Source organism: Phreatobacter sp. (genome assembly GCF_022843985.1).
Taxonomy (GTDB): domain Bacteria; phylum Pseudomonadota; class Alphaproteobacteria; order Rhizobiales; family Phreatobacteraceae; genus Phreatobacter.
The window spans coordinates 112,704-137,423 of the sequence record NZ_JALHMP010000003.1; the positions used below are offsets into that span (position 1 = coordinate 112,704).

The window sequence follows — 24,720 nt, forward strand, 5'->3', positions numbered from 1 at the left end:
GCTCAAACCCCCGTGGTGATGCGCGGGTCGAGGCGCGCATAGATGAGATCGACGATGAAATTGACGGTGATGACCAGCAGCGCCGAGACGAAGATGATGCCCAGCAGCGTGTTCAGGTCGCGCTGGACGACGCTCTCATAGGCGAGGCGCCCGAGGCCGGGCAGCGAGAAGACGCTCTCCACCACGACCGAGCCGCCGAGCATCGTGCCCGCCTGCAGGCCGATCAGCGTCACCATCGGCAAAAGCGCGTTGCGCAGCACGTGGCGGGTGATGATGCGCGTCTCGTCGAGGCCCTTGGAGCGGGCGGTGCGGACGAAGTCGAGGTTCAGCACCTCCAGCATCGAGGCGCGCATGATGCGCAGGTAGATGGCGAGGAAGATCAGCCCCAGCGTCAGGGTCGGCAGGATCAGGTGCCGCGCCGTGTCGAGCACCGCGCGGATGCCGGTCGCCGTCGAGGTGATGTCGGAGAGGCCGCCGGCCGGCAGCCATTGCAGATAGATGGAGAAGACGACGATGGCCATCAGGCCGAACCAGAAGGACGGCGTCGCGTAGAAGATCAGGCCGACGGTCGAGATCAGCGTATCCGGCCATTTGTTGACGCCGCGGGCGGCGATGACGCCGAGGATCAGGCCGAAGAAGAAGGCGAAGGACAGCGACGCCGTCATCAGGAGGATGGTCGCCGGCAGGCGCTCGGCGATGACGGTGGCCACCGGCTTGCCGTAGATGGCGGAGAAGCCGAGATCGAAACGCACCAGCCGCCACAGGTAATTGCCGAGCTGGGCCGAGACCGAGAGATCGAGGCCATAGAAGCGGCGCAGGTCCTCGGCGGTGCGGGCGTCGCCGCCGCCCATCTGCGCCATCATGGCGTCGACCGTGTCGCCCGGCGCGAACTGCAGCAGCAGGAACACGCCGACGAGGATGAGGATCAAGGTCGGGATCGAGGCGGCGAGACGCCGCCCCGCCAGGTTCAGGACACGCATGGGATGAGGCCTGGCTCCGTGCTGCGGACCTATTCGGCCAACCAAAGATCGTGCCAGGACGAGGACCCCCAGCGCGGCGTGTTGGAATGGTTGCGCGCCCGGGCCGTGATCGTGGTGACGAAGATCTGCTCGATCGGCATCCACAGCGGCAGGGCGGCATTGGCCTTGGTGACGAATTCGGCATAGAGCGCCTTGCGCTTGACCGGATCGACCTCGGTCGCGGCATCATCGATCACCTTGTCGATGACATCGTCCTTCCAGCCCCACTGGTTGGTCCAGGGCGCGCCGGCCGGCTGGCCGGAGCGATACCAGACCGTGGTCGAGACGGCGGGATCGTTGCGGTACTGGTGCCAGCCGGTGGCGAGATCGAAGGCATGGTCGGCATAGACCGACTTGAGGAAGCCGCCACCGTCGTTGCGCACCACCTCGACGCGGATGCCGACTTCGCCCAGCGACTGCTGGATGAAGGTCGCCCAGAGCGAGATGTCCTCGCCCCAGGGCGCCGGGAGCAGGCGCAGCGTCAGGCGTGTGCCGCCGGCGCCGGGGCGCAGACCCGCCTCGTCGAGCAGCCGGATCGCCCGGGCCTTGTCATAGGGATATTGCGGCGTGTTGGGGCCCGGATAGAAATCGGTCGAGACCGAGGGGATCGGGCCGGTGCCGAGCTTGGCGAAGTCGCCGAGGAAGTTCTCGATGAAGAAGGGCACGTTGATGGCATGGGCGATGGCCTGGCGCACCTTGATGTCCGCCAGTTCGCGGCGCCGGAAGTTGAACTCCAGCGTGTTGGTGCGGGCATTGCCCTCGTTGCCCTTGGTCGAGACGATGAAGCGCCGGTCCTTGGCGAGGCGCGCCATGTCGGAGATGGTCAGGCCGGAGAAGGGCGAATAGTGGAGCTGTCCGGCCTCCATCTGGGCGGCGGCGGCGGAGCGGTCGGTGATGACGCGCCAGACAATGCGGTCGAGATTGGCCGGGCCCTTCCAGTAGCCGTCATGGCGGTCGGCGATGATGTGCTGGCCGCGCTCGTACTGGACGAACTTGAACGGGCCGGTACCGACCGGGGCGAGGTTCAGCGGGTTCTGGCGGACGTCGCCGTTCTCGTAGAGGTGCTTGGCGGTGATGTAGCCGAGATCGGGCAGCGCCCGCAGCAGCAGGTTGAGCGGCATCGGCCGCTCGTAGCGGAAGATGGCGGTATGCGGGTCGGGCGTGTCGACGGCGGTCAGGAAGAGCTGCAGCGTGGTGCCGTAGTTGAGCACCTTCTTCCACATCTCCATGGCGGTGAACTGCACGTCCGCCGAGGTGAAGGGCTTGCCATCGTGCCAGGTGACGTTGCGCCGCAGCTTGAAGGTGATGGTCTTGCCGTCAGGCGTGGATTCCCAGCTCTCGGCAAGCACGCCGACCGGATTGCCCGCCGCGTCGAGATCGACCAGCGGCTCCTGGATCTTGCCGCTGACGATATAGACACCGGTCGAGGCCTGGATGCTGGGGTTCAGCTGGCGCTGCTCGGCGCCATAGTGGACGACGAAGACGCCGCCCTTGCGCGGAGCTGTCTGGGCGAAGGCGCGGAAGGGATCGACGACATTGGCGGCGATGGCGGCCGAGGTCATCAGGGCTGCGCGGCGGGTGAAGTTCATGGAGCTCTCCTAGCGGCAGGCAAGACAGATTTCACGATGGGCGACTGCGGATAGACCGTCAATCGCCGAACTGGTCGCGGGGTCGTCGTGCCGCTCAATGGGGCACGAAGCTGACGATGACGCCATTGGCGCGGGAGGCCGGCACGCTGACCGTCTCCTCGCCATGGGCGATGCCGCCCGAGGCCTTCGCAGCCTTGGCAAGATCGTCGGTGGCGATGACCAGGGCGACGGCGCCTTCCGATGCGGCGCCCTCGCGGATGGCGGCGGGATAGAGCGCCGCGAAGGTCTTGGCGTCATAGAAACGGAAGTCGGCGCGCTTGCCGCCCGAGGGCACGCGCCAGCCGTCCGGCGTCTCGGTCGCCGGCTCGTCGATCAGGCCGGCCATCTTTGCGGCGGCCGCCTTCGGATCGGCGGTGAGGATCTCGATGCGGGCGATGCGCCTGGCGCCGTTGGCATGGGTCATGATCTCCGGGATCCAGACCGTGTCGCGCGTCAGGTGCTGACAGGCGAAGATGCGCATGCCGCCGGGATTCTGATCCAGGGGCCAGCGGAAGACGTTGAACTTGGCTTCCCCGGTGCCGCCACCGGGAAGGTCGACCGGACGGCCGAAATGGACCGGGCCGAGCGGCACGAGGCCGCGCGCCTTCAGCTCTTCGGCGCCGGCCGCTGCATCGTCGGTGGTGAAGGCGGTGCGCTCGATGCCCTCGCGCCGGGCGAGGAAGTCGCGCGTCGGCTTGTTCTGGTCGGTCTCGGTGAGGACGCCGAGCAGTTCGAGATAATCGTCGGCGAACATGGTGGTGTAGTTGCCGGTCCCCAGATGGGGCGAATGGGTGCCGCGCGGCGACATGGAAAAGCCGATGCCCTCCCAAGCCTTGGCGGCGGCGTCGAGATCACGCACTGTGACCACCACATGGTCGGCGCCGAGAATATGCTTGAGCGGCATGGCAACAGCCCTCCCCTGATCATTGTGTGGGCACTTGACCCCAACATGGCGGCGGAGGCAACGCGGCGAGGGCGGCAGATTTGCCGGGTCACGGCTGCTCGGCACACATAGCTGGTCTAGCATATTATTCTTTTGGAAGTGGATTTTTAAGATACAAACGATATCATTTTTCTTCTTAAGGCATTACAAATGAAAATTTCATACTGACTCTCTGGGCAGTAGCCCGATCCCCGCGCTGTCGGGCCGCCCTCGCCGGGCCCGCCCGGTGGCCGCGCTCTTGCCGCGGCGCTGCCGGGTCGCTTTCATGGATCATGCCACATTCCGCGGAGATTGCTTCCATGCCGTCCACATCATCGGCTCCCTGGCCGCCGTCCCTCTGGGCGGCGACGGCCCCGCCGGGTCCGACCCTCGCGCCGCTGGTGGGAGACGAGACCGCCGACGTGGTGGTGATCGGCGCCGGCTTCACCGGCCTGTCGACCGCCATCCACCTGCGCGAGATGGGCGTCGCCGTCACCGTGGTGGAGGCGGTGGAGCCGGGCTGGGGCGCCTCGGGCCGCAACAACGGCCAGGTCATCCCGACGCTCGCCGGCCATGATCCCTCGGGCATGACGGCCCGCCATGGCGAGGCCGGCGAGCGCTTCAACGCGGTGCTGCGCGACGCGGCGCAATATCTCTTCGACACCGTCCGCAAATATGACATCCCGGCCGAGGCCGAGCAGGCCGGCTGGGTGCAGCCGGTCCATTCGCCCGGACGGTTCAAGATCGCCGAGAAGCGGGTGAGGGAATGGTCGGCGCTCGGCGCGCCGGTCGAGCTGCTCGACCGTGAGGCCATGGCGCGGATGCTGGGCTCGGAAGCCTGGTTCGGCGGGTTCTGGAACCGCACCGGCGGCCATATCAACCCGCTCGCCCTCGCCCGCGGCCTCGCCGAGGTCGCCCTCAGGCTCGGCGCGGTGATCCGCGCGCGCTCGCCGGTGCAGTCCTATGGGCGGGTCGGCGACAGCTGGGTGGTCAAGACCGAGAAGGGCCAGGTCACGGCCAAGGCCCTGGTGCTCGCCACCAATGCCTATACCGGCGAGTTCAGCGACACGCTCAATCCCGCCATCGCGCGCGAGGTGATCCCGGTCCTGTCCTGGCAGATGGCGACGCGGCCGATCAGCGACAATGTCGCCAAGTCGATCATCCCCGACCGGCAGGCCATGTCGGACACCCATCGCGAGCTCTATTTCTGCCGCTGGGACGCGCGCAACCGGCTGGTCACCGGCGGCGCCGCCATGTTTCCCGGCGCCGGCGGCGACAATCTGAGGCCCTATCTCGCCGAGCGCCTGAAAAAGCTCTGGCCGCAGATCGGCGATGTCGAGTTCGATTTCGTCTGGTCGGGCTATGTGGGCATGACGCCGGACAACCTCCTGAAGCCCCATATCGCCGGTTTCCCCCGGTTCCACCGGCTCGGTCCCGATGGCTATGCCTGGGCCGGCTGCAACGGCCGCGCCGTGGCGCTCTCGGTCGCGCTCGGCCGGGAGCTCGCGAAGGTCACCCAGGGCGTGCCGGAGAGCGAACTCGGCCTGCCCTTCTCGGAGCCGAAGCCGCAGCCCTTCCAGCCGATCATCCGGCGCATCGCGCCCTTCGCGCTGCCGCTCTACCGCCGCCTCGACGCACAGGAGATCTGAGCCATGAGCGCGCCCGTGCCCGGCGAGGTGAAGGTCTTCGGCCCGGAGGAAAGCCCCTCCTACTGGCAGCCCGTGCCGGCCAACGGCTTTGTGCGCTGCATCCTCAACCCGAAGACGATCACCTCGGACAGCCGCTTCGCCATGGGGACTCAGACCGTGGCGCCGGGCTGCCATATCCGCGAGCACACCCATGACCAGCACGAGGAGGTGATCCACCTCACCGCGGGCAAGGGCTTCGCCCGCATCGACGGCGAGGACATCCCGATGGAGGCGGGGTCGACGGTCTTCATCGGCCGCGACCGCAAGCACGGCTTCGTCAATCCCGGCCCGGAGCCGATGAGCTTCGTCTGGTTCCTGATGCCGGGCGGGCTGGAGGATTTCTTCGCCGCCATCGGCCGCGAGCGGGTGCCGGGACAGCCGGCGCCGGAGCCTTTCCCGCGCCCCGCCGACGTCGCCGAAATCGAGAAGCGCACCGTCTTCGGCTGGGCGGATCCGTCACATAATCCCCAAGCATTTCCGAGCGAAGCGGGCACCGGTTCGCGCGAAGGAAATGCGTCTCCGACGAAGACAGGATAGGACCATGATCGTCGAGGAGCGCGACTACCGCATCAAGACCGGGCACGTGGCGGAATTCGTCGGGCTCTACGAGGAGCACGGCCTGCCGATCCAGCAGGAGCTGCTCGGCACGTTCCACGGCTATTTCACCTCGGAGACGGCGGAGCTGAACCACGTGGTGGCCTGGTGGTCCTACGAGAGCCTCGACGACCGGCTCGCCCGCCGCGACCGGATGATGGCCGACCCGCGCTGGCAGGCCTATCTCGCCAAGGTGAAGGGGCTGGTGGAGACCCAGCACGTGCGGTTTCTCAGGCCGACGCGGTTCTCGCCGTTGCGGTAGGGGCGGGACGGGCTCTCGTTCGCGATGGACTGACCGCCGCCTGAAGGCTCACATCGCCCTCCCCGCGTCATGCCCGGGCGCGGCCCGGGCATCCACGAATTCCTTTCGAAGTGCGGCGTTCAAGTCGTGGATGCCCGCCACATGGGCGGGCATGACGGAAAGGTGGTGCGAGAGGTGGAGAGCGGCGCCCGTCGCGCCCCTCCAGCCCCTATTTGAATCCCACCACGGCATGCGGCACATAGGCACCTTCCAGCGTCGCGATCTCCTCGGCCGTGAGCTTCACCTTGAGGGCCGCCACGGCATCGTCGAGGTGGCCCATCTTGCTGGCGCCGATGATGGGCGCGGTGATGCCGGGCTTCTGCAGCACCCAGGCGAGCGCCACCTGCGCCCGCGGGATGCCGCGCGCCTTGGCGACGGCGGCCACCGCCTCGACCACCTTGCGGTCGGCGGCGGCGGTGGCGGCATAGAGCGTCTTGCCGAAATCGTCGGTCTCGGCACGGGCGCTGCCCTCCTCCCAGTCGCGGGTGAGGCGGCCGCGGGCGAGCGGGCTCCAGGGGATGACGCCGATCCCCTCCTCACGGCAGAGCGGCAGCATCTCGCGCTCCTCCTCGCGGTAGAGCAGGTTGACGTAGTTCTGCATGGTGGAAAAGCGCGTCCAGCCATGGGCCTCGGAGGTCTTCAGCATCTTCATGAAGCGCCAGGCGCTCATGGAGGAGGCGCCGATATAGCGGGCCTTGCCGGCCTTCACCACGTCGTGGAGCGCCTCCAGCGTCTCCTCGATCGGCGTGTCGTAATCGAAGCGGTGGATCTGGTAGAGGTCGACATAGTCGGTGCCGAGGCGCCGCAGCGAATGGTCGATCTCGGTCATGATCGCCTTGCGCGACAGGCCGGCGCCGTTGGGCCCCGGGCGCATGCGGTTGAAGACCTTGGTGGCGATGACGATGTCGTCGCGCCGCGCCATGTCCTTCAGCGCCTTGCCGACGATCTCCTCGCTGGAGCCGAGGGAATAGACATTGGCCGTGTCGAAGAAATTGATGCCGAGGTCGAGCGCCCGCCGGATGAAGGGGCGGCTCTCGGTCTCCCCCATGGACCAGGGATGGGCGCCCATGTCGGGGGCGCCATAGGTCATGCAGCCGAGGCAGAGGCGGGAGACGTCGAGGCCGGTGCGGCCGAGCTTCACGGTGTCCATGGGGCGGTCCTCAGGGGGCGGGACGGGAGGTCTAGCGCGCCGCGGCCGCCGCGGAAACGGCGGCGGCGCAGGGACCTGCCATGCCGTCAGTCCTCGCGGGTGCGGATGCGGCGCACGACGAGGGCCATGACCAGCACCACGAAGGGCAGGACCGCGGCAGTCGCCACCGTCGGTTCGAAGGGCAGGACTCCGGAATCCTTTCCGCCCTTGAACAGGTAGCCGAGCAGGCCGAGCACGTAGTAGGAGACGGCGGCGATGGAGAGCCCCTCCACCGTCTGCTGCAGGCGGAGCTGCAGCCGGCCGCGCTCGGACATGGTCTCCAGCAAGGTGCGGTTCTGCTGTTCGAGGGCGATGTCGACGCGGGTGCGCAACAGGTTGGCGGCGCGGGTGAGTTTCAGCGACAGTTCGGCCTGGCGGTCCGACGCGGTCTGGCAGGTACGCATGGCGGGCGCGAAGCGGCGGTCGAGGAAGGCCGCCCAGGTGGAATGGCCTTCGACCGGCGCCTCGCCGATGACGGCGAGACGCGAGCGCACCAGCGCCTCATAGGCCCGCGTCGCACCGAAGCGGAAGCTCGACAGGGCGGCCTCGGCCTCGAGCTCGGCGGCCTGGGCGACCAGAGTGTCGAGCAGCGCGGCATTGCTCTCCAGGCCCGTCGCCGTCTTCATTCGGCCGGCGACCGCCACGAGTTCGCGTTCGATGCGGCCGATGATGGGGCCCATGCGCTGGGCCTCCGGCAGGCCGAGCAGGGCGAAGCAGCGATAGGTCTCGACCTCGAGGAGCCGCTGCACCAGCGCGCCGGCCACCGCCGGGGTCAGCGCATGGTCGATGACCAGAATGCGGGTATAGCCGCGGGAGTCCTGGCGGAAATCGGTGGCGATGGTGGCGGCGCCGTCCATGGCCCCGGACACGCACAGGGATGCCGGATCGAACAGCCCCTGCCAGTCGGCCGGCAGGGCGCTGGCGCGCACCAGGGCAAGGTCGATGGCGACCAGAAGCGACCCTGGCGCGGCGACGGCCCCGCCCACCGGGCTCGGCTGCGGCAGCGGCCAGTGGAAGGGATCGCTGCCGGGCGCCGGCACGTCCCAGCCATAGGTGGAGAACTCGCTGTGCCGTTCCCACCGCAGACGCGCCGTCGGGAACACCGCGCGATGGAAATTGGCACCGTCATCCGGTCGCGCGGCGCCGGTGGCCGTGCACCAGGCGGCAAGCGCAGCGCGCTCCTGCGCCACCGGCATCTCGGCAGTGGCGAAGGCATGGAGCAGCACCCGGCGCGGCGTCTCCACCAGCTGGAACGGCCGGGCGTGCAGTTCATCCAGCACCTGGCGGCGGAGCGGATGCGGCGCGAAATCAAGACTCACGGGGAGCGCGTCCTTGGGCGAGGGAAGACGACATTGGAGCCCCGCCCCGCCGGCTTGGCAAGCGGCGGCGCGAGGCTGCGTCACTCGATGCCATAGGCCTTGCGGGCTTCCTCCACTTCCTTCTCGTCCCAGTAGCCGATGAGGATGCCGCCGCGCAGCTGCCGCGCCGGGCCATAGGTCTCGATCGCGGCGTCCGGCATGGTGATGCGGTTGTGATCGGTGAGGGCCCAGGCGAGGAGATGTTCCTTCAGCCGCTCGCGCTCGGCGGCGAAGTCGGGATCGTCGCCGCGGTCGCGATATTCCTGCGGGTCGGTCGCGAGGTCCCAGAGCATGGGGCGGAAGCCTGGCGCGTGGACATATTTGAACCGGCCGTCGAAGACCATGAAGAGGCGGCACTCGTCGGGGCCGCGGCCGAGCGTGCGGCGCGAGTCGAGCATGGAATAGTCGTATTCGGAGATCGCCACCTGCCGCCAGTCGAGCGGCTTCTGCCCGCGCAGGAGGGGCTTCAGCGACCGCCCCTCGATGATATGGCGCGGCACCGTGCCGCCGAAATGCTCGATGAAGGTCGGCGCGAGATCGATGGCCTCGACAAGGGCGTCGCAGGTGGTGCCGCGGGCCGCCGCGGCCTCCGGCGAGGGATCGACGATGATGAGCGGCACCTTCACCGAGACCTCGTGGAACAGGTCCTTCTCGCCGAGCCAGTGGTCGCCGAGATAGTCGCCGTGGTCGGCGGTGAAGACGATCATGGTCTTGTCGGTGAGGCCCTCGTCATCGAGGAATTTGAACAGCACGCCGAGCTGGTCGTCGATCTGCTTGATGAGGCCCATATAGGCGGGGATGACGCGGCGGCGCACCTCCTCGCGGGAGAAGTTCCGCGACACCCGCATGTCCATGAAGGCGCCGTAGACTGGGTGCGGGTTCTGCCGCTCCAGATCCGAGCGGATGGCCGGCTGGACGTCGTCCTCGGAGAACATGGTGTGGTAGGGCGCGGGCGCGATATAGGGCCAGTGCGGCTTGATGTAGGAGAGATGCAGGCACCAGGGGCGGCCGTCGCCCTTGGCCTCGCGGATGAAGTCCATGGCCCGGCGGGTCATGTAGGGCGTTTCGGAATGTTCCTCGGGGATGTTGGCTTCCTTGTCGGCATGGGCGAGCAGCCAGCCATTCTGCTTCTCCCCGTCCGGCCCGATCCCGGAATTGGCCCGGTCCTCCCAGGGGTTGCGGGCGGCAAATCCATGATCCTCGAGGTATTTGTCATAGGCCGGCCGGGCTGCGCCGGGGCGCGAGGGATGCAGGCCGTCGTCGCGCTCATAGGGCTCGAAGCCGCATTGCGCCGCCTCGACGCCGATGACCGAGCCCTTGGGGATGCCGAGGCGCTCCATGCCCTCGTCGTCGGCGGTCATGTGGGTCTTGCCGACGAGGACGTTGCGCACGCCGAGGGCCTTGAGGTGCTGGCCGAGGGTCGGCTCGCCGATGCGCAGGGGGAAATTGTTCCAGTTGGAGCCGTGGGAGCGCATGTAGCGGCCGGTATAGGTGCTCATGCGCGAGGGGCCGCAGACCGGCGACTGGACATAGGCCCGGGTGAAGCGCACGCCGCGGGCGGCCAGCGCATCGATGTTCGGCGTCTGCAGGGTCGGATGCCCGTAGCAGCTCAGGTAGTCGAACCGGAGCTGGTCGCACATGATGAAGAGGACGTTCTTGTCGGCGTGCGGCATGGAATGGACTCGGGTCGGACTTGAGGGCGGACAGTGCGACGGGATGGCAGGGCAAACAAGGTAGCTGGGGGCTCCGCGGGGTGCATGAGCCGCCCTCTGCGTCATGGCCGGGCTTGTCCCGGCCATCCACGACTTGAACACCGCACCATCAAGAAATTCGTGGATGCCCGGGACAAGCCCGGGCATGACGGAGGGGGCGGTGAACCTGTCAGGCCAGGCGGCGAGCCGACCTGCCCCTCAGCTCGGCTTGAACCCCGAGGCCTTCACCGCCGGCGTCCAGGCCTCGTGGTCTTCCTTCTGGATGCGGGCGAGATCCTCCGGCGTCGAGCCGGACGGCACCATGGAGAGGCGCAGGACCTTTTCCCTGACGCCGGCATCGCGCATCGCCGCCATGGTGGCGCGGCCGACACGGGCGATCGTCTCGGCCGGCGCGCCCGCCTTGGTGTAGAGCCCGTACCAGGCGCTGCCGACAATGGGGATGCCGGCTTCGGAGAAGGTCGGCACGTCGGGCAGGAAAGGCGAGCGCTCACGGCCCGAGACCGCCAGAACCCTGATGCGGCCGGCCCGCGCCAGTTCGGTGACGTCCGAGGTCGTCGTCATCACCATCGGCACCTGGCCGCCGAGCAGGTCGTTGAGGGCCGGCGCCGAGCCGCGATAGGGCGCATGCTGCATCGGTACGCCGATCGTCTCGGCCATCAGCGCCCCGAAGAAATGCGGCAGGTTGCCGACACCGGGCGAACCGTAGGTGGTCCGCCGCGGATCCTGCTTCATCCAGGCGACCAGTTCGGTCAGCGTCTTCGCCGGCGTGTCCGGGTTGATGGCCAGGGCGAAGTCGAAGGTGGTGACCAGGCTGATCGGCGTGAGGTCGCGGAACGGGTCGTAGGGCAGCTGCGGGAAGATGATCGGGTGGATGATGATCGGCGCCACCGGTGTCAGCAGCAGGGTGCGGCCATCGGCCGGCGCATTGATCACCGCCTGGGTACCGATCTGCCCGCCGGCGCCAGGCCGCGCCTCGACGATGGCCGTGTCGTTCAGCGCCCGCCCCACCTCGTCGGCGACGATACGGGTCAGGGCGTCCCCTGCCCCGCCGGCGGCGAAGGGAAAGATGAAGCGCAGCGGACCGGACTGGGCGCGGGAGGCCCCCGCCGCGAAGGGCGCCAGCGCTGCTCCTGCGATGAAATGCCTGCGATCCATGATCCCCTCCCGCTCCCTGTCGTTGCGCCCATCACTGCACGACGGCCGCATCCTAGCAACGGCACCCCTTCCTGTCAACGACAATTTTCCTATGATAGGTCTTTTTGTCTAGATCGTCACCACCGGCGCTCCCTGCCCGGCCGGCGCGCGGTGCCGCTCAATAGGCCCTGACCGGATGGATGAAGGGCCAGGGCGAGGCTTCCGAGCCACGGGCGACCTTGACCTCGATGAGGGCCGGCGCGCCCTTGGCCAGCGCTGCGGCCAGCACCGGCCGCAGCGCGGCCGGCGACGCGACGCTCGCCGTGTCGATGCCGAAGGCCCTGGCCAGGGCCGGAAAATCCGGATTGACGAGATCGGCGCCGATCAGCCGGTTGCCGTAGCGGGTCTCCTGGTCGCGGCGGACATTGCCGTAGGCCTCGTTGTTGAACAGGACGGTGACGAGGCCGATGCCATATTGGACCGCGGTGGCCAGTTCCTGCACGCCGAACATGAAGCCGCCGTCGCCGGTGATCGCCACCACGGGCCTGTCGGGATGGGCCACCTTGACCCCCAGCGCCGTCGGGAACCCATAGCCCAGCGTGCCCTGGAAGCCGGTCGAGACATAGGTCCGCGGCTGGTGGACGGGATAGCCGAAATAGCTGGCAAAGCCGGCCTGGCAGAGTTCCTCGACGAGCAGGCCGTCGGCGGGGAGGACGTCGCGGATGACGTCGAGATAATCGATCTCCGGCTGGACGATGCGGATCGCCTCTGCGGCCGCAGCGCGGGCGTCTTCGATCGCGGCGCGGTTGTCGACGGCGCGGTGTCCGTCGAGGGCGGCGAGCAGCGCCATGACGGCCTCGCCGCTGTCGGCGACGATGCCGGCATCGGCCTCGAGCCGGCCCATTTCCGCGGGATCGATGTCGATGCGGATGAGCGAGCGGCCGCCGTCGAGGTGGGTCGTTACCTGCATCATGTTGGCCCAGCGCATGGTCGGCATTTCGAGCCGCGTGCCGATGCCGATGACGAGGTCGCAGTCGCCGTAAAGCCGGAAGGCGGCATAGGAGGACAGGCCCCAGGGGCCGGCCTCGTCGACGACGCCGCGGCCGCCGCGGAAGGCCGCCACCGGCGCGCCGATGCGCTCGGCGAGGCGGGCGATGGCCGGGCCGGCATCCTGTGCCCCCGATCCGGTCATGATGATCGGGCAGCGGGCGGCGCGGATCAGATTGGCGGCATGGGACACCGCCAGCGGGTCGGGCTTCGGCGGCGTGTCGCGCACCGCGGCGGCAGCCTGCGGCACGTCCTCGGCTCCGGCCATGACGTCCCAGGCCATTTCGAGTGCCACAGGGCCGGGCCGGCCTGACTGCGCCTGACGGAAGGCCTCGGCGACGAGGGCCGGCGCATCGGCGGGCCGCTCGATCCGGGCCGCCCATTTCACCAGCGACGTGAGGGTTCCGAGCTGGTCGGCGATCTCGTGCAGATGGCCGCGCCGCCGGCCGATGAAGCCGGAGGGGATCTGCCCGGTGAGGCAGACCATCGGCGTGTTGCAACCCCAGCCGGTGGCCAGCGCCGCGGTGGTGTTGAGGACCCCGGGGCCCGGCACCACGGAATAGACGCCGGGCCGGCCGGTCGAGCGGCCATAGCCGAAGGCCATGTAGCCGCAGGCCTGCTCGTGGCGGGCGCCGACGGTGCGTATCCGGTCGGTGTTGCGGGCCAGGGCGTCGAAAAGCGGATACATCTGGGCGCCCGGCAGGCCGAAGACCGTATCGACTCCGTTGGCGATCAGTGCCGCGACGATCGCCTCGCCGCCGGTCATCGGCACGGACCCGCCATTCGGTGTTGCGGCTTTTTCGCTCACGGCCATTTCACCACCGGCGGCAGGGACGACAGGATGCTCTCGACATTGCCGCCGGTCTTCAGGCCGAAGACCGTGCCGCGGTCGTGCAGCAGGTTGAACTCGACATAGCGGCCGCGGCGGACGAGCTGTTCGTCGCGGTCGGCCTCCGTCCAGGGCGTGGTGAAATTGCGCCGCACCAGCTGCGGATAGATCTCGGCGAAGGCACGGCCGACATTCTGGGTGAAGGCGAAATCGGCGTCGCGGTCACCGCTGTCGAGATAGTCGTAGAAGATGCCGCCGATGCCGCGCGGCTCCTTGCGATGCGGCAGGTAGAAATAGTCCTCGCACCAGGCCTTGAAGCGGGCGTAGTCGGCGACCCCGTGGCCGTCGCAGGCGCCCTGCATCGCCGCATGGAAGGCGAGCGTGTCGGGATCGGTCTGGTTGCGCCGCCGGTCGAGGACCGGCGTCAGATCGGCGCCGCCGCCGAACCACATGCGGCTGGTGACGACGAGGCGGGTGTTCATGTGCACGGCCGGCACGTTCGGATTGACCGGATGGGCGATCAGCGAGATGCCGGTGGCGAAGAAGCGGGGATCCTCGCTGGCGCCGGGAATCTGGCTGCGGAACTCGGGCGCGAACTCGCCGTAGACGCTGGAACAGTGGACGCCGACCTTCTCGAAGACGCGTCCCGCCATCATGCTCATCACACCGCCGCCGCCATCGGCGCCGGTATGGTCGGTGCGCGTCCAGGGCTTGCGGGAAAAGCGGCCGGCCGGCGCCGTGGAGCCGGGCAGATCGTCCTCCAGCGCCTCGAAGCGGGCGCAGATGTCGTCGCGCAGGCTCTCAAACCAGGTTCGGGCCCTGACCTTGCGGTCGGACAGGTCGGGCGGCATGGGCGAGGGATCGGGACGGGGAGCGTTCTGTGTCTTCATGGCCCTGCGATCTAGCGCCCTTGGAACGTCGCGTTCAAGCCTGTCGGACGGCAAGGGGGCGGGACTTGGCGGGGCGGGACTTGGCGGGGCGGGATTTGGCGGGGCGGGATTTGGCGGGGCGGGATTTGGCGGGGCGGGATTTGGCGGGGCGGGATTTGGCGGGGCGACGACGGGCGGCATCCCGCCCGTCTCACAGCCGGGCGCTATCGTACCAGAAGCGCTCGATGCTCTCGGCGAGCGCGCGGTAGCCGTCGGAGGAGCGCGGCTTGACCACATAGGCATTGGCATGGTCGCGGTAGCAGCGCCGGATGTCGGTACTGCTTTCCGAGGACGAGAAGATCAGGGTCGGAAGGCCGCGGGTGACCTCATCGCTGCGGATCTGCAGGAGGACGTCGTGGCCGTCCATCCCGGGCATGTTGAGATCGAGCAGCACCAGATCGGGATTGAAGCGCGTGATCTCGGCGAGCGCCGCCTCGCCGCTGTCGGCGTGCCTGATCTCCAGCGGGACAGGCGCCGCGGCGAAGGCGTTGCGCAGAAAGAGGACCTCGTTGGGATCGTCATCAACGATCAGCAGTTTCCGGCCGGGATCGCGCATCGTCTCCTCCTGCTGGGCGGGTCTTCTCGTCCCGCTGCCGGGGCAGCGTGAACTGGAAGCGTGCGCCTTTCGGCCAGTCCTTGTCGAGCCAGATTTCACCGCCATGGCTTTCGACGATACGGCGGCACAGGGCGAGGCCGAGACCGAGGCCGGGATAGCGGCTCTCGTCGCGGTGCAGACGGCGGAAAATCTCGAAGATCCGCTCGCTGTACAGCGGGTCGATGCCGATGCCGTTGTCCTCGACGCTGATCTCCCATGTCCGGCCGGCCGGGCGGGCGCGGATCTTGACGACGAGCCGCTCCTCGCCGCGGTATTTGATGGCGTTGCCGACGAGGTTCTGGAACAGCCGCGCCAGCAGGTCGCCGTCACCCGCGACCTGCGGCAGGTTGAAGACCTTGATGGTGGCGCCGGCGGCGGCAATGTCGGCATCAAGCAGGGCGACGGCCTCGCGAACCGCGGCGGCGAGATCGATCTCGTCGCGTTTGACCTCGGCATAGGCGACTTGCGTGTAGGCGATCAGGCTGCGGATCAGTCGCTGCATGCGCTCGACGCTGGCCATGATGTTGGCCGCATAGCCGGCAGCCTCGGCATCGGTCTCGCCGATCCTCACCTTCAGCATGTCTGAGAACATGTTGATGTGGCGCAGCGGCGCCTGCAGGTCGTGCGACACGATGGCGGAGAACTGGCGCAGCGCCTCGTTGGTCTGCCGGAGCTTGGTCTCCTGGTCCTGCCGCTCGGTATCGTCGCGGACCACGACCATGATGTTGGGCTCGTGCGGACCGACGCCGTCGATGCGGCTGTAGGCCGCCTGGATCCAGACCCAGTGTCCCTCCTTGTGGCGCAACCGGTGGATGCTGAAGCCGAGATCGCGGCCCTCGCCGATGGCCCGGTTGATCGCCTCCACCCGTTCCCAATCGTCCGGATGGACAAGGGTGACGGGCCGTACCTCCATGAGTTCGTCGGCGGTGTAGCCGACGAGCCGCGTCGCCGAGGGCGAGGCGTAGAAGATGCGCCCCTCGACAGTCCGCAGCAGGATCATGTCGCGGGCGTTCTCGGCGAGCAGCCGGTAGCGCGCCTCGCTGGCCCGGAGTTCCAGCCCGCGCTGCTCGACCCGCTGCTCAAGCTCGCGGTTGGCCCGGGCGAGGGCCGAGGCCTGGAGATGCAGCTGGACGGAGGCCCGTCCGAAAGCCTCGCCGACCCGATTGACCTCGGCGACGCCGGTGCGCGGCACCACCGTCAGCTGGCCGCGCTCCATGGCGACGGCGGCATCGGCCATGGTGGCATTGGCGTCCGCCAGGCGCCGGACGATGAGCGTCGCCATGACGGTCGCGACGGCGATCAGGGCGACCGCGACCACGAGCATCCAGCCCAGCGAATGCCAGAGCGCCCGGTCGAGCGCCGCGACGTCGACGCCGAGCGACAAGAGCCAGCCCGAGGATGACAGGCGGCTGTAGAGGGCCGAGACCTCGACCCCGTCGGGTTTGACACCACGCCAGGTGCCGCCGCTCCCCGTCAGCATGTCGAAGGCCGGAAGGGGCCGGCCCATCAACTCGACATGGCGGGACGAGCGGGCGATGATCAGCCCCTGCCGGTCGGCGAGGGTCGCGTAGAAGGGCGCAGCGACGCCGAAATCGGCCATGATCCGGGTGAAGACCTCCGGCGTGAAGGTCGTGGACACGACGGAGACGACTTCACCGCCGCGGATGACAGGCAGGAAGATCGCCACTGCAAAGGTGCCGGTACCGCGGCTGACAAAAAGGTCGGAGAAGACCGGCGCCTTGCCGGTGATGGCGGCACTGATCGGGGCGAGGAGTGACCAGCGCGGCAGGGGGCTCCCCGGCTGCGTGCTGGTATCGACGAGCAGCTGCCCGTCCAGGCGCCGCAGGCGGATGTCGATGCCCATGGCGGCGAATTCGCGCGCCTGGGCGTCGAAGCCGGCGACATCGCCGCTGTCGATGGCTGGCGATGTCGCCAGGACGCGCAGGATGTCGAGGCGCGAGGACAGCAGGCGATCGATCTCGGCCGCAACGTTCTGGCTGCGCTGCAGAGCACCGGCCTCGAGCTGGCGGCCCTCCGCCTGGATGAAGCGCCAGGTGAGAAAGGCGGCGAGCAGGAGCAGGGGCACGGTCAGGGCTGCGGCGAAGGCGGCCAGGTAGATCGCCAGCGAGCGTTCCTTGACTGCGCCGTCCACGTCGCCCCGCCACGTCCGATTCGCGCCACTCCGCGGCGGTTATAGCATTATGACCGTCGTTGCGGCGCCAGCGACGGCATCAGCCGCCCGGCGACTCGTCGGTTCCGCAGAAGATGTCGTGGACGACGCTGATGACACGCCGCACATCGTCATTCGCGAGACTGTAGTAGATCGTCTTGCCGTCGCGGCGGGTCGAGACGAAACCTTCGAGGCGCAGGCGCGCAAGCTGCTGCGACACCGTGGGCTGCCGCAGGGAGAGGATCGTCTCCAGTTCGCCGACGGAGCGCTCCTTCTCCGACAGCAGGCAGAGCAGCACGAGGCGGTTCTCATGGGCGAGCGCCTTGAGGAACCTGCTGGCATCACGCGCCTTGTCGGCGAGACCCACGGTCGCAGTGGAGAGGTCCTCGGCGGCTCGCCAGTCGACCGATACCGCCTTCGCCATTCCCGCTGCCATCTCCGCGTCTCCCGTGTGCCCCGCCGCGCATCGCCGTCTCCGACATGCGCCGGCTGACTGGCCGAACGTCCGGCCAGGGCTCCAGAAAACCCTATATCATTAAGATGTTGATCATTCATACCGCCCGCTCGCGCACAGGTCGGTGAGGCCGCGGCCGGAGCGGGCGCGACCGCCAGTGCCGGAGCCTCCCCACAACCGCCCGGTGCAGAAGGCAGCCACAAGGACTTCCCCCGGGCACAACGATCACTGCAAGACTGGGCCTTGCAAACACAGGCTCATCACGCAGGGAGACTGAGTCGGGACCATGATATCGCGATTCCGATGATGCGCCGCACAACTTACGGATGCTCACCACCTTCCGCGCAACGTCATCATGCCGACTAAGGTTTTCGACCAGCACGGGATTTTAACGCTCGCATCTCCCATCGTAATCTGACACTGTGCCGGTGCCCATGCGGGCAGGTGCTGGCGCACCTCAGGCGCGACCGTCGCGTCGGCCCTGACGGAGGTACGTCCGTCCAGGTAGTGGAGTTCACCATGACCATCATCCGAGGCAGCCGTCTGGCTGCCGCCTTCGCCGTCACGATGCTGGCGTCCGGCCTCACCCTCGGACTGCCGTCCTCGGCGGCGCGGGCCGCCTCGCTCATCGACACGGCGCCGGTGTCGTCCCTCGACGCCGACCGTTCGCCGGTCGAAATGCAGCAGCGTCGCGGCGGTGGTTTCCGCGGCGGCCCTGGCTTTCGCGGTCCCCGCCCCGGCGGCGGTGGTCGACCCGGTTTCCGCGGCGGACGCGGGGGCGGCAATGTCGGCGCGGCCATCGGCCTCGGCGCGGCGGCCCTGATCATCGGCGGCGCTGCCGCCGCGGCGGCCTCGCAGCGCGACGGCTATTACCGGGACGACTATCGCCGGAGCTATGGCCCGCGGGAATGCTGGATCGAGCGTCGCTGGGTCGACACGCCCTATGGCCCGGAGCGCCGTCGCGTGCGCATCTGCGAATAAGCCGATTGCCGTGAATTGACGGGCCGGCCTCGTTCCTGCGGGAGCGGGGCTGGCCTTTTTGCGGAATATGATCGGACAGGCATCACCAAGCATACACTACCTGGCTACCCACCTGTCGCGGTCATTCCATAGTAGCCTCGCGGCGAGAGCACCCGATTCCGCTGGAGACTGGCATGCGGCAGTTGACTCGCCTCATGATCATTGACGACGAGCTTCATGACATCGGGTTCATGCTGCAGTTCTTCGAGGAGCGGATTCCCGATTGCGCTTTCGAGACATTCGGCTCCGCCGAGGAAGCCCTGGCGCGCCTGCATTTTACCGAGGCGCGGGGTGACAATCCGCACCTGCCGGAAGATCCCGATATCATCATTCTCGACCTGAAGCTGGGCGCAATGGACGGGTTCGATTTCCTGAGGTCGCTGCGCCGCGACGAACATCTGCGCCACATCCCGGTGATCGTGATTTCGGGCACGGCATCGCCCCTGGCCGTCGACCGCGCCTATGAATTCGGCGCCAATGCCATGTTCCGGAAGCCCTCGTCGCTGGGTGGCTATCGGGAAATGATCGGGGCGATCGTCGACTACTGGCAGCGCACGGCCCGCCACGCCGCAGCCTGAAGGACGCAGGGCTGCGGCTGACACCATCCGGCGTCCCCCCTGGTCAGGCGCGTGCCACGCATTCACGCCGCAGGCCGACCGATGGTCGCCGCGGGGAGAGCATCGGAGCGCCGGCGGCCGGCCTGATGCCGGGGCCCGTCCTGAGGCAGAGCCTTTGGTCCCCCCCCCCGCCCCAGAACCCCTCGGAGATCCGCATGATTCGCATCGCCCTCGTCTGCTTCGCCCTCCTCCTCGCGCCAGGCGCCGCAGCCGCCCGCGACGCCGGCTGCCGGATCGAACAGGCGGGACGGGTGGTGCTCGACCGGATCTGCGATTTCACCCCCGACGGTCGTAACGGCTCCTTCGCCCTGTCGCCGCGCGGCGGTGGCCAGGGCGCGCTGTTCGGGCCGATCCTGATGGTGTCGGTCTCCGTCATCGAGCCGGGGCTGGCGGAGGTCCGCGGTCTGACGCGCGACGGTATCAATTCGCGCTGGGGCACGGCCCGCCGGTCGGTCAGCGACCGGGCCTGCTGGGAGGGCAGCGACTTCCGGATCTGCGCCCGCTGACCGGAAGCCCCGGCCTCAGTCGGTGCCGGTGGGAGCGCCTGCTTCGGCATCCATGCCGAGTTCCGCGGCGACGGCCCGCATAATCTCCATCTGGCGGGCGGTCACCTCGCCCTGGAGCCTCGCATCCAGGGCGAGATCGACCGCATAGAGCGGCAGATTGCCTTCGATGAGGGCGAGGACGCGGTCGGAGGCGGGGGCGCCGTTGCGCGAAACCATGACGTTCTGGTGCGTGTCGGCGGTGCAGACCCGCGGCACGGACCGGCGCTCGGCATGCACTTCGGAGGCCAGCGTCACGAGAGCGAGGAGCCCCGCCGCCGTGCCCTGGCAAAGGTGTCGGTTCATCGCTGTCGTTCCCGGCGTGTCGGCTCCGCGTGACGAACGCCGCGAGAACCTGATGGCTGTGGAACGTGGAAGGACGCTGGGAGGTTCCGCTGCGGCCAGGTCTGGGGCCAGGTTGTGCCGTGGGCGATGCACAGGCTTCGCCTTCCCGGAATCACCAGGGGCGTTGGCTGGGTCGCTAGGATTCGAACCTAGATAGCGGGTACCAAAAACCCGAGTCCTACCATTAGACGACGACCCAAAGCCGGATTGCCCCGGCGCGGCGCGAAGCAGCGGGCGAAGCAGGCGGGCGGGACCATAGCGATGTGATCCGCCGGGTTCAACGGGCGCTGTGGAGACATTGCGGGCCGTCCTGCCTGCCGAACGGCCAAGCCGCGGACAGTGGACGGCGCGCGCCCTCCTGCACTAGGTTTCGCGCGAAACCGGCCGGCATCCGTTCGGCCAGCGCATCGCCGTGGAGGATACCATGCTGGGCCTGATGCAGGATTGGCCGCTGCTGATCCCGAAGATCATCGATCATGCCGGGCTCTATCACGGCGGCCGCAAGGTGATCTCGCGCTCCATCGAGGGGCCGATCGTCGAGACCACCTATGCCGACATCCGGCGCAACGCGCTGCGCGTCGCCAAGCGGCTGGAGAAGGACGGCATCGGTCTCGGTGACCGCGTCGGCACAGTGGCCTGGAACACATGGCGGCATCTGGAGGTCTGGTACGGCATCACCGGCATCGGCGCCATCTACCACACGCTGAACCCGCGCCTGTTTCCCGAGCAGATCGCCTGGATCGCCAACCACGCGGAAGACCGGCTGATGCTGGTCGACCTCACCTTCGTGCCGCTGATGGAGAAGCTGCAGGACAAGCTGCCATCGGTGGAGCGCTTCGTCGTGCTGACCGACGGGGCGCACATGCCGCAGACGGGCCTGCGCAACGCCGTCGCCTACGAGGACTGGCTGAACGAGGTCGACGACGACTTCGCCTGGAAGAGCTTCGACGAGAGCACCGCCGCCGGCATGTGCTACACGTCGGGCACGACGGGAAACCCCAAGGGCGTGGTCTATTCCCACCGCTCCAACATCATCCACTCGCTGATGTGCAACGCGCCCGACATGCTGGGCCTGTCGTCGCGCGACGTGATGCTGCCGGTGGTGCCGATGTTCCACGCCAATGGCTGGTCGCTGGCCTTCACCGCGCCGATGGCGGGGACCTCGCTCGTCATGCCCGGCGCCAAGATGGACGGCGCCTCGATCGCCGAACTCCTGACAACCTACAGGGTGACGCATTCGGCGGCGGTACCGACCGTCTGGCTGATGCTGCTGCAGGAACTGGAAAAGACCGGGCAGAAGCTGCCCGACCTGACCAAGGTGATCATCGGCGGCTCGGCCTGCCCGCGCGCCGTGACGGAAAAATTCCGCGACATCTATGGCGTCGAGGTCATGCATGCCTGGGGCATGACGGAAATGAGCCCGATCGGGACGCTCTGCTCGCTGAAGCCGGAATATGCCGACCTGACCGGCGATGCCTGGCTCGACATCAAGGAGACGACAGGCCACCCGCCCTTCGGCGTCGAGATGAAGATCGTCGACGACGCGCGCACCGAACTGGCGCGTGACGGCAAGGCCTTCGGCCGTCTGATGGTGCGCGGCCCCGCCATCGCGGGCTCCTACTTCAAGGGCGAGGGCGGCGCCATCCTGGACGCCGACGGCTTCTTCGACACCGGCGACGTCGCCTCCATCGATCCCTACGGCTATATGCGGATCGTCGACCGCTCCAAGGACGTCATCAAGTCCGGCGGCGAGTGGATCTCCTCCATCGACCTGGAAAACCTGGCGGTCGGCCATCCCGACGTCGCCGAGGCCGCGGTGATCGGCGTGGTCCATCCGAAGTGGGACGAGCGGCCGCTGCTCATCGTGGTGCCGAAGGCTGGCCGCACGCCGACGCGCGAGGCGATCCTCGCCTATATGGAGGGCAAGATCGCCAAGTGGTGGATGCCCGACGACGTGGTGGTGGTGGACGAGATCCCGCATACGGCCACAGGCAAGATCCAGAAGACCACCCTGCGCGAACAGTTCAAGGCCTACCGGTTCCCGGCGTGACCGTCCTGCAACGGTGATGCGGTCATCCCGGCGTGGCGCCGCAACCTGCGCGACGCTAGGATGGGCCAGCCGATGCCGCCGGAGAATGAGATGACCGATGCAGCCCAGCCCGGGCCATGGGGACCGCGATCCGCCGCCGCGGCCATGGCGGCGGCGGAACAGGCGCAGCAGCAGCGGGCATCGACGACCTCGGTGCCGGGCACGGTCCGGGCGACGCCCGCCACGACAGCGGTCGGCTTCACCGGCCGGGCGGGGGAATTGTTCGGCCTGCTGGTCAAGGGCTTCCTGCTGCAGGTGGTGACCCTCGGGATCTACCGGTTCTGGTTCATCACCGAGATCCGGCGCTATTACTGGGCGCACAGCTTTGTCGGCAGCGAGGACATCACCTATACCGGGCGCGGCCTGGAACTGCTGAAAGGGTTCCTCATCGCGCTGGCCATCCTGGTGCCGATCCAGGCGGCCTCCTTCTTCGTGCTGCTCGGCCTGCCGCAGGCGGAGATTGTCGTCACCCTCGTGGTCTTCGTCCTCTACCTGCTGCTTGGGCAGTTCGCCGTCTATGCCGCCCGCCGCTACCGGCTGACCCGCACCGCATTCCGCGGCCTCAGGCTGCGGATGACCGGCTCGGCCTGGTCCTATGCCTTCAAGGCCTTCGGACTGTGGATCCTGGTGATCCTGTCGCTCGGCCTCGCCTATCCCTGGGCGGCGACGATCATGGAGCGGCTGAAGATGCGCGCCACCTGGTTTGGCGATGCCCAGGGCGATTTCGTCGGCACCGCCGGCGACCTGATGAAGCGCGGCATTCTCCTGTGGATCCTGGCCCTCGGCCTGCCGCTGCTGATGATCGGGTCAGTACTCGCCGCCATTCCGGCGGATATCTGGCGCGAGCTCTTCGCCGCCCTCGACGACGGGGTGATCAGCCGGCGGTCGGCCACGGGCCTCGCCTTCGCCGCGCTGACCGGCGCGGGCATCCTCACCATCGCCATCCCGATCCTGCTGTTTCCGGCCTTCTCTGCGGTGGTCTTCCGCTGGCGGATGAACGGCACGCGGATCGGCGGCGCGGCGCTGGCCTCGACCTTCAGCATCGGCAGTTCCTACCGGGTCTTCGTCCTCGGCGGGCTCGCCATGTTCGGCATCGTCGTCCTCATGGCGATCGTCGGCCTTGTCATGTTCGGCGGCATCGCCGCGGTGGCCTTCGCGCGCGACGACCTGACCTTCGATTCCCCCGTCGCGGGGGTGACGGGCGTGGTGCTCCTGGTGCTCGTCTATATGGTCTTCATCGGCTCGCTGTGGATCGCCAAGCAGCTCCTCATCGACCTCAGGCTGCAGCGGGCCCGGCTGCGGTCGCTGAGCGTCCTCAACCTCGCCGCCCTGGACGCGGTCCGTGCCAACAATGTCGACGCCTCGGCCATGGGCGACAGTCTCGGCGACGCCGTCGACTTCGGGTTCGGTGCCTGATGCCCAGCGTCGCCGCCACCTATTACGACGGGATCGTGAGCCGCCGGCAGACGGTGGAGGTCTCGCTCCATCCGCAGGGTCTGGCGATCTTCTCCCAAGACGGCCTGGTGGCCGCCACCTGGCCCTATGCCGACATCCGGCGCATCGAGGGCTTTCGCGGCAGCGGCCTCGCCGTGACGCGGGTGCCCGAACCCGGTTCCACCGCCGAACCGCGCCTGGAGATCGCCGATCCGGTATTCGTCGCCGAACTGTCCGCCCGGGCGCCGCTGACGCTGACGGGCAAGGCTGCCGGACGCAGGGAAACCCGGTCGGTGGTCATCTGGGCCATGGCCGCCGTGGTCTCGCTGCTGGGGCTCGCCTATTGGGGCCTGCCGGCCATTGCCGGCCGCATCGCGCCGCTCGTGCCGGCCAGCGTCGAGGCGCGGCTGGGCGCCGCCATGGATCCGCAGATCCGCGCCGAGTTCGGTGGCCCCTCGGGCATGAAGACCTGCACCGCGCCGGCGGGCCTGGCGGCTCTCGCCGAACTTGTCGGCCGCTACGAGAAACTCGCCAACCTCCATGTTTCCCTCAAGGTCGTGGTCGTCGACAACCCGATGGTGAACGCCTTCGCCCTGCCAGGCGGCTACATCTATCTCATGCGCGGGCTGATCCAGCGCGCCCGCTCGCCGGACGAGGTCGCCGGCGTGCTCGGCCACGAGATCGGCCACGTCAAGTTCCGCCACGGCCTGCAGTCGGCGATCCAGAGCGGCGGGCTCGGCTTCCTCCTCGGCACGATCTTCGGCGACTTTGCCGGCGGCACGGCGATCCTCCTCGCCTCCCGCACGCTGCTCAGCAGCGCCTTCTCGCGTGATGCCGAGCGCGAGGCGGATGCCTTCGGCGTCGACCTGATGCTGAAGGGCGGCGGCAATCCGGAGGGCCTCGCCGGCTTCTTCGGCTCAGCCGGCGGCGGCGGCGCGCCGGGAGCGCTCAACTGGCTGACGAGCCATCCCGCCAGCGCCGAGCGCGAGGCCGCCATCCGGCGCCTGGCACAGAACCGGCCCGTTCTGTCCCCGGCGCTGACGCCCGACCAGTGGCAGGCGCTGCGCGGCATCTGTCAGACGACCAGCTGATGCGGAAGGCCTG

Annotated in this window: 22 protein-coding genes and 1 tRNA gene; 9 read left to right on the forward strand and 14 right to left on the reverse strand. The window is 68.4% G+C overall.

Annotated elements, in window-relative coordinates:
• Positions 1–2: 2 nt before the first annotated feature.
• The 3 genes from Q0C57_RS02945 to Q0C57_RS02955 form a co-directional block, all read right to left on the reverse strand.
• Positions 3–980: an ABC transporter permease gene (locus tag Q0C57_RS02945; RefSeq protein ID WP_296571847.1), complete on the reverse strand. Its 978-nt coding sequence runs from the start codon at positions 978–980 to the stop codon at positions 3–5.
• Positions 981–1,009: 29 nt separating this feature from the next.
• The gene (locus Q0C57_RS02950) at positions 1,010–2,608 is read right to left on the reverse strand and encodes an ABC transporter substrate-binding protein (protein ID WP_296571852.1); all 1,599 of its coding nucleotides are present in this window, start codon (positions 2,606–2,608) and stop codon (positions 1,010–1,012) included.
• A gap of 94 nt (positions 2,609–2,702) precedes the next feature.
• Positions 2,703–3,551, reverse strand: a complete 849-nt coding sequence (locus Q0C57_RS02955; protein WP_296571855.1) for a VOC family protein — start codon at positions 3,549–3,551, stop codon at positions 2,703–2,705.
• A gap of 338 nt (positions 3,552–3,889) precedes the next feature.
• Here Q0C57_RS02955 and Q0C57_RS02960 point away from each other — a divergent pair, with 338 nt between their 5' ends.
• Genes Q0C57_RS02960 through Q0C57_RS02970 form a run of 3 tightly spaced genes read left to right on the forward strand, consistent with a single transcriptional unit; the run spans position 3,890 to position 6,113 of the window.
• Complete coding sequence (locus Q0C57_RS02960) at positions 3,890–5,218, forward strand: FAD-binding oxidoreductase (RefSeq protein WP_296571858.1); 1,329 nt, start codon at positions 3,890–3,892, stop codon at positions 5,216–5,218.
• A 3-nt stretch (positions 5,219–5,221) separates the two neighbouring features.
• The gene (locus Q0C57_RS02965; RefSeq protein WP_296571861.1) at positions 5,222–5,794 is read left to right on the forward strand and encodes a cupin domain-containing protein; all 573 of its coding nucleotides are present in this window, start codon (positions 5,222–5,224) and stop codon (positions 5,792–5,794) included.
• Between the two features lie 4 nt (positions 5,795–5,798).
• Positions 5,799–6,113: an NIPSNAP family protein gene (locus Q0C57_RS02970; RefSeq protein ID WP_296571864.1), complete on the forward strand. Its 315-nt coding sequence runs from the start codon at positions 5,799–5,801 to the stop codon at positions 6,111–6,113.
• Positions 6,114–6,321: 208 nt separating this feature from the next.
• Here the strand turns inward: Q0C57_RS02970 and Q0C57_RS02975 are convergent, their stop codons facing one another.
• From Q0C57_RS02975 to Q0C57_RS03015, 9 genes are all read right to left on the reverse strand, one after another.
• Positions 6,322–7,302: an aldo/keto reductase gene (locus tag Q0C57_RS02975; protein ID WP_296571866.1), complete on the reverse strand. Its 981-nt coding sequence runs from the start codon at positions 7,300–7,302 to the stop codon at positions 6,322–6,324.
• A gap of 86 nt (positions 7,303–7,388) precedes the next feature.
• Complete coding sequence (locus Q0C57_RS02980; RefSeq protein WP_296571869.1) at positions 7,389–8,660, reverse strand: DUF3422 family protein; 1,272 nt, start codon at positions 8,658–8,660, stop codon at positions 7,389–7,391.
• 80 nt (positions 8,661–8,740) lie between these two features.
• A complete protein-coding gene (locus Q0C57_RS02985; RefSeq protein ID WP_296571872.1) occupies positions 8,741–10,372 on the reverse strand; it encodes an alkaline phosphatase family protein in 1,632 nt (543 codons plus the stop codon).
• 237 nt (positions 10,373–10,609) lie between these two features.
• Positions 10,610–11,566 carry a tripartite tricarboxylate transporter substrate-binding protein gene (locus Q0C57_RS02990; RefSeq protein ID WP_296571875.1) on the reverse strand — a complete coding sequence of 319 codons (957 nt, stop codon included), beginning with the start codon at positions 11,564–11,566 and terminating at the stop codon, positions 10,610–10,612.
• Between the two features lie 157 nt (positions 11,567–11,723).
• Positions 11,724–13,358: a thiamine pyrophosphate-dependent enzyme gene (locus Q0C57_RS02995; protein ID WP_296572138.1), complete on the reverse strand. Its 1,635-nt coding sequence runs from the start codon at positions 13,356–13,358 to the stop codon at positions 11,724–11,726.
• A gap of 38 nt (positions 13,359–13,396) precedes the next feature.
• A complete protein-coding gene (gene hemF, locus Q0C57_RS03000) occupies positions 13,397–14,311 on the reverse strand; it encodes an oxygen-dependent coproporphyrinogen oxidase (RefSeq protein ID WP_296571878.1) in 915 nt (304 codons plus the stop codon).
• A gap of 190 nt (positions 14,312–14,501) precedes the next feature.
• Positions 14,502–14,906 carry a response regulator gene (locus Q0C57_RS03005; protein WP_296571880.1) on the reverse strand — a complete coding sequence of 135 codons (405 nt, stop codon included), beginning with the start codon at positions 14,904–14,906 and terminating at the stop codon, positions 14,502–14,504.
• Positions 14,872–17,097, reverse strand: coding sequence for an ATP-binding protein (locus Q0C57_RS03010; RefSeq protein WP_296571882.1), 2,226 nt, complete (start codon positions 17,095–17,097; stop codon positions 14,872–14,874). The genes Q0C57_RS03005 and Q0C57_RS03010 overlap by 35 nt, the downstream gene beginning before the upstream one ends.
• A gap of 79 nt (positions 17,098–17,176) precedes the next feature.
• Positions 17,177–17,551 (reverse strand): metalloregulator ArsR/SmtB family transcription factor, encoded by a 375-nt coding sequence (locus Q0C57_RS03015; protein WP_296571885.1) that lies wholly within the window; start codon positions 17,549–17,551, stop codon positions 17,177–17,179.
• A 537-nt stretch (positions 17,552–18,088) separates the two neighbouring features.
• Between Q0C57_RS03015 and Q0C57_RS03020 the strand changes: the two genes are divergently transcribed.
• From Q0C57_RS03020 to Q0C57_RS03030, 3 genes are all read left to right on the forward strand, one after another.
• Positions 18,089–18,550 (forward strand): hypothetical protein, encoded by a 462-nt coding sequence (locus Q0C57_RS03020; protein ID WP_296571888.1) that lies wholly within the window; start codon positions 18,089–18,091, stop codon positions 18,548–18,550.
• A 173-nt stretch (positions 18,551–18,723) separates the two neighbouring features.
• The gene (locus Q0C57_RS03025) at positions 18,724–19,167 is read left to right on the forward strand and encodes a response regulator (RefSeq protein ID WP_296571890.1); all 444 of its coding nucleotides are present in this window, start codon (positions 18,724–18,726) and stop codon (positions 19,165–19,167) included.
• Positions 19,168–19,361: 194 nt separating this feature from the next.
• Positions 19,362–19,712 (forward strand): hypothetical protein, encoded by a 351-nt coding sequence (locus Q0C57_RS03030; protein WP_296571893.1) that lies wholly within the window; start codon positions 19,362–19,364, stop codon positions 19,710–19,712.
• A 15-nt stretch (positions 19,713–19,727) separates the two neighbouring features.
• Here the strand turns inward: Q0C57_RS03030 and Q0C57_RS03035 are convergent, their stop codons facing one another.
• The gene (locus Q0C57_RS03035) at positions 19,728–20,054 is read right to left on the reverse strand and encodes a hypothetical protein (RefSeq protein ID WP_296571895.1); all 327 of its coding nucleotides are present in this window, start codon (positions 20,052–20,054) and stop codon (positions 19,728–19,730) included.
• Between the two features lie 164 nt (positions 20,055–20,218).
• A tRNA-Gln gene (locus Q0C57_RS03040) sits at positions 20,219–20,292 on the reverse strand.
• A gap of 225 nt (positions 20,293–20,517) precedes the next feature.
• On the opposite strand from Q0C57_RS03040, the gene Q0C57_RS03045 reads away from it, so the two are divergent.
• The 3 genes from Q0C57_RS03045 (at position 20,518) to Q0C57_RS03055 (ending at position 24,707) form a co-directional block, all read left to right on the forward strand.
• Complete coding sequence (locus Q0C57_RS03045; RefSeq protein ID WP_296571898.1) at positions 20,518–22,143, forward strand: long-chain-fatty-acid--CoA ligase; 1,626 nt, start codon at positions 20,518–20,520, stop codon at positions 22,141–22,143.
• Between the two features lie 90 nt (positions 22,144–22,233).
• A complete protein-coding gene (locus Q0C57_RS03050) occupies positions 22,234–23,598 on the forward strand; it encodes a DUF898 family protein (protein WP_296571905.1) in 1,365 nt (454 codons plus the stop codon).
• Positions 23,598–24,707 carry a M48 family metallopeptidase gene (locus tag Q0C57_RS03055; RefSeq protein ID WP_296571908.1) on the forward strand — a complete coding sequence of 370 codons (1,110 nt, stop codon included), beginning with the start codon at positions 23,598–23,600 and terminating at the stop codon, positions 24,705–24,707. Before Q0C57_RS03050 ends, Q0C57_RS03055 begins: the two co-directional genes overlap by 1 nt.
• Positions 24,708–24,720: the final 13 nt, after the last annotated feature.

Bases quoted from the DNA above. Each gene is read 5' to 3' on its own strand.
- Q0C57_RS03005 (WP_296571880.1), bottom strand. From the start codon at position 14,906: ATGCGCGATCCCGGCCGGAAACTGCTGATCGTTGATGACGATCCCAAC.
- Q0C57_RS03045 (WP_296571898.1), top strand. From the start codon at position 20,518: ATGCTGGGCCTGATGCAGGATTGGCCGCTGCTGATCCCGAAGATCATC.
- Q0C57_RS03030 (WP_296571893.1), top strand. From the start codon at position 19,362: ATGATTCGCATCGCCCTCGTCTGCTTCGCCCTCCTCCTCGCGCCAGGC.
- Q0C57_RS03025 (WP_296571890.1), top strand. From the start codon at position 18,724: ATGCGGCAGTTGACTCGCCTCATGATCATTGACGACGAGCTTCATGAC.
- Q0C57_RS02945 (WP_296571847.1), bottom strand. From the start codon at position 980: ATGCGTGTCCTGAACCTGGCGGGGCGGCGTCTCGCCGCCTCGATCCCG.
- Q0C57_RS02950 (WP_296571852.1), bottom strand. From the start codon at position 2,608: ATGAACTTCACCCGCCGCGCAGCCCTGATGACCTCGGCCGCCATCGCC.
- Q0C57_RS02955 (WP_296571855.1), bottom strand. From the start codon at position 3,551: ATGCCGCTCAAGCATATTCTCGGCGCCGACCATGTGGTGGTCACAGTG.
- Q0C57_RS02960 (WP_296571858.1), top strand. From the start codon at position 3,890: ATGCCGTCCACATCATCGGCTCCCTGGCCGCCGTCCCTCTGGGCGGCG.
- Q0C57_RS02970 (WP_296571864.1), top strand. From the start codon at position 5,799: ATGATCGTCGAGGAGCGCGACTACCGCATCAAGACCGGGCACGTGGCG.
- Q0C57_RS02985 (WP_296571872.1), bottom strand. From the start codon at position 10,372: ATGCCGCACGCCGACAAGAACGTCCTCTTCATCATGTGCGACCAGCTC.
- Q0C57_RS03015 (WP_296571885.1), bottom strand. From the start codon at position 17,551: ATGGCAGCGGGAATGGCGAAGGCGGTATCGGTCGACTGGCGAGCCGCC.
- Q0C57_RS02975 (WP_296571866.1), bottom strand. From the start codon at position 7,302: ATGGACACCGTGAAGCTCGGCCGCACCGGCCTCGACGTCTCCCGCCTC.
- Q0C57_RS02965 (WP_296571861.1), top strand. From the start codon at position 5,222: ATGAGCGCGCCCGTGCCCGGCGAGGTGAAGGTCTTCGGCCCGGAGGAA.
- Q0C57_RS03055 (WP_296571908.1), top strand. From the start codon at position 23,598: ATGCCCAGCGTCGCCGCCACCTATTACGACGGGATCGTGAGCCGCCGG.
- Q0C57_RS02990 (WP_296571875.1), bottom strand. From the start codon at position 11,566: ATGGATCGCAGGCATTTCATCGCAGGAGCAGCGCTGGCGCCCTTCGCG.
- Q0C57_RS03020 (WP_296571888.1), top strand. From the start codon at position 18,089: ATGACCATCATCCGAGGCAGCCGTCTGGCTGCCGCCTTCGCCGTCACG.
- Q0C57_RS03050 (WP_296571905.1), top strand. From the start codon at position 22,234: ATGACCGATGCAGCCCAGCCCGGGCCATGGGGACCGCGATCCGCCGCC.
- Q0C57_RS03035 (WP_296571895.1), bottom strand. From the start codon at position 20,054: ATGAACCGACACCTTTGCCAGGGCACGGCGGCGGGGCTCCTCGCTCTC.
- hemF (WP_296571878.1), bottom strand. From the start codon at position 14,311: ATGAAGACACAGAACGCTCCCCGTCCCGATCCCTCGCCCATGCCGCCC.
- Q0C57_RS02995 (WP_296572138.1), bottom strand. From the start codon at position 13,358: ATGACCGGCGGCGAGGCGATCGTCGCGGCACTGATCGCCAACGGAGTC.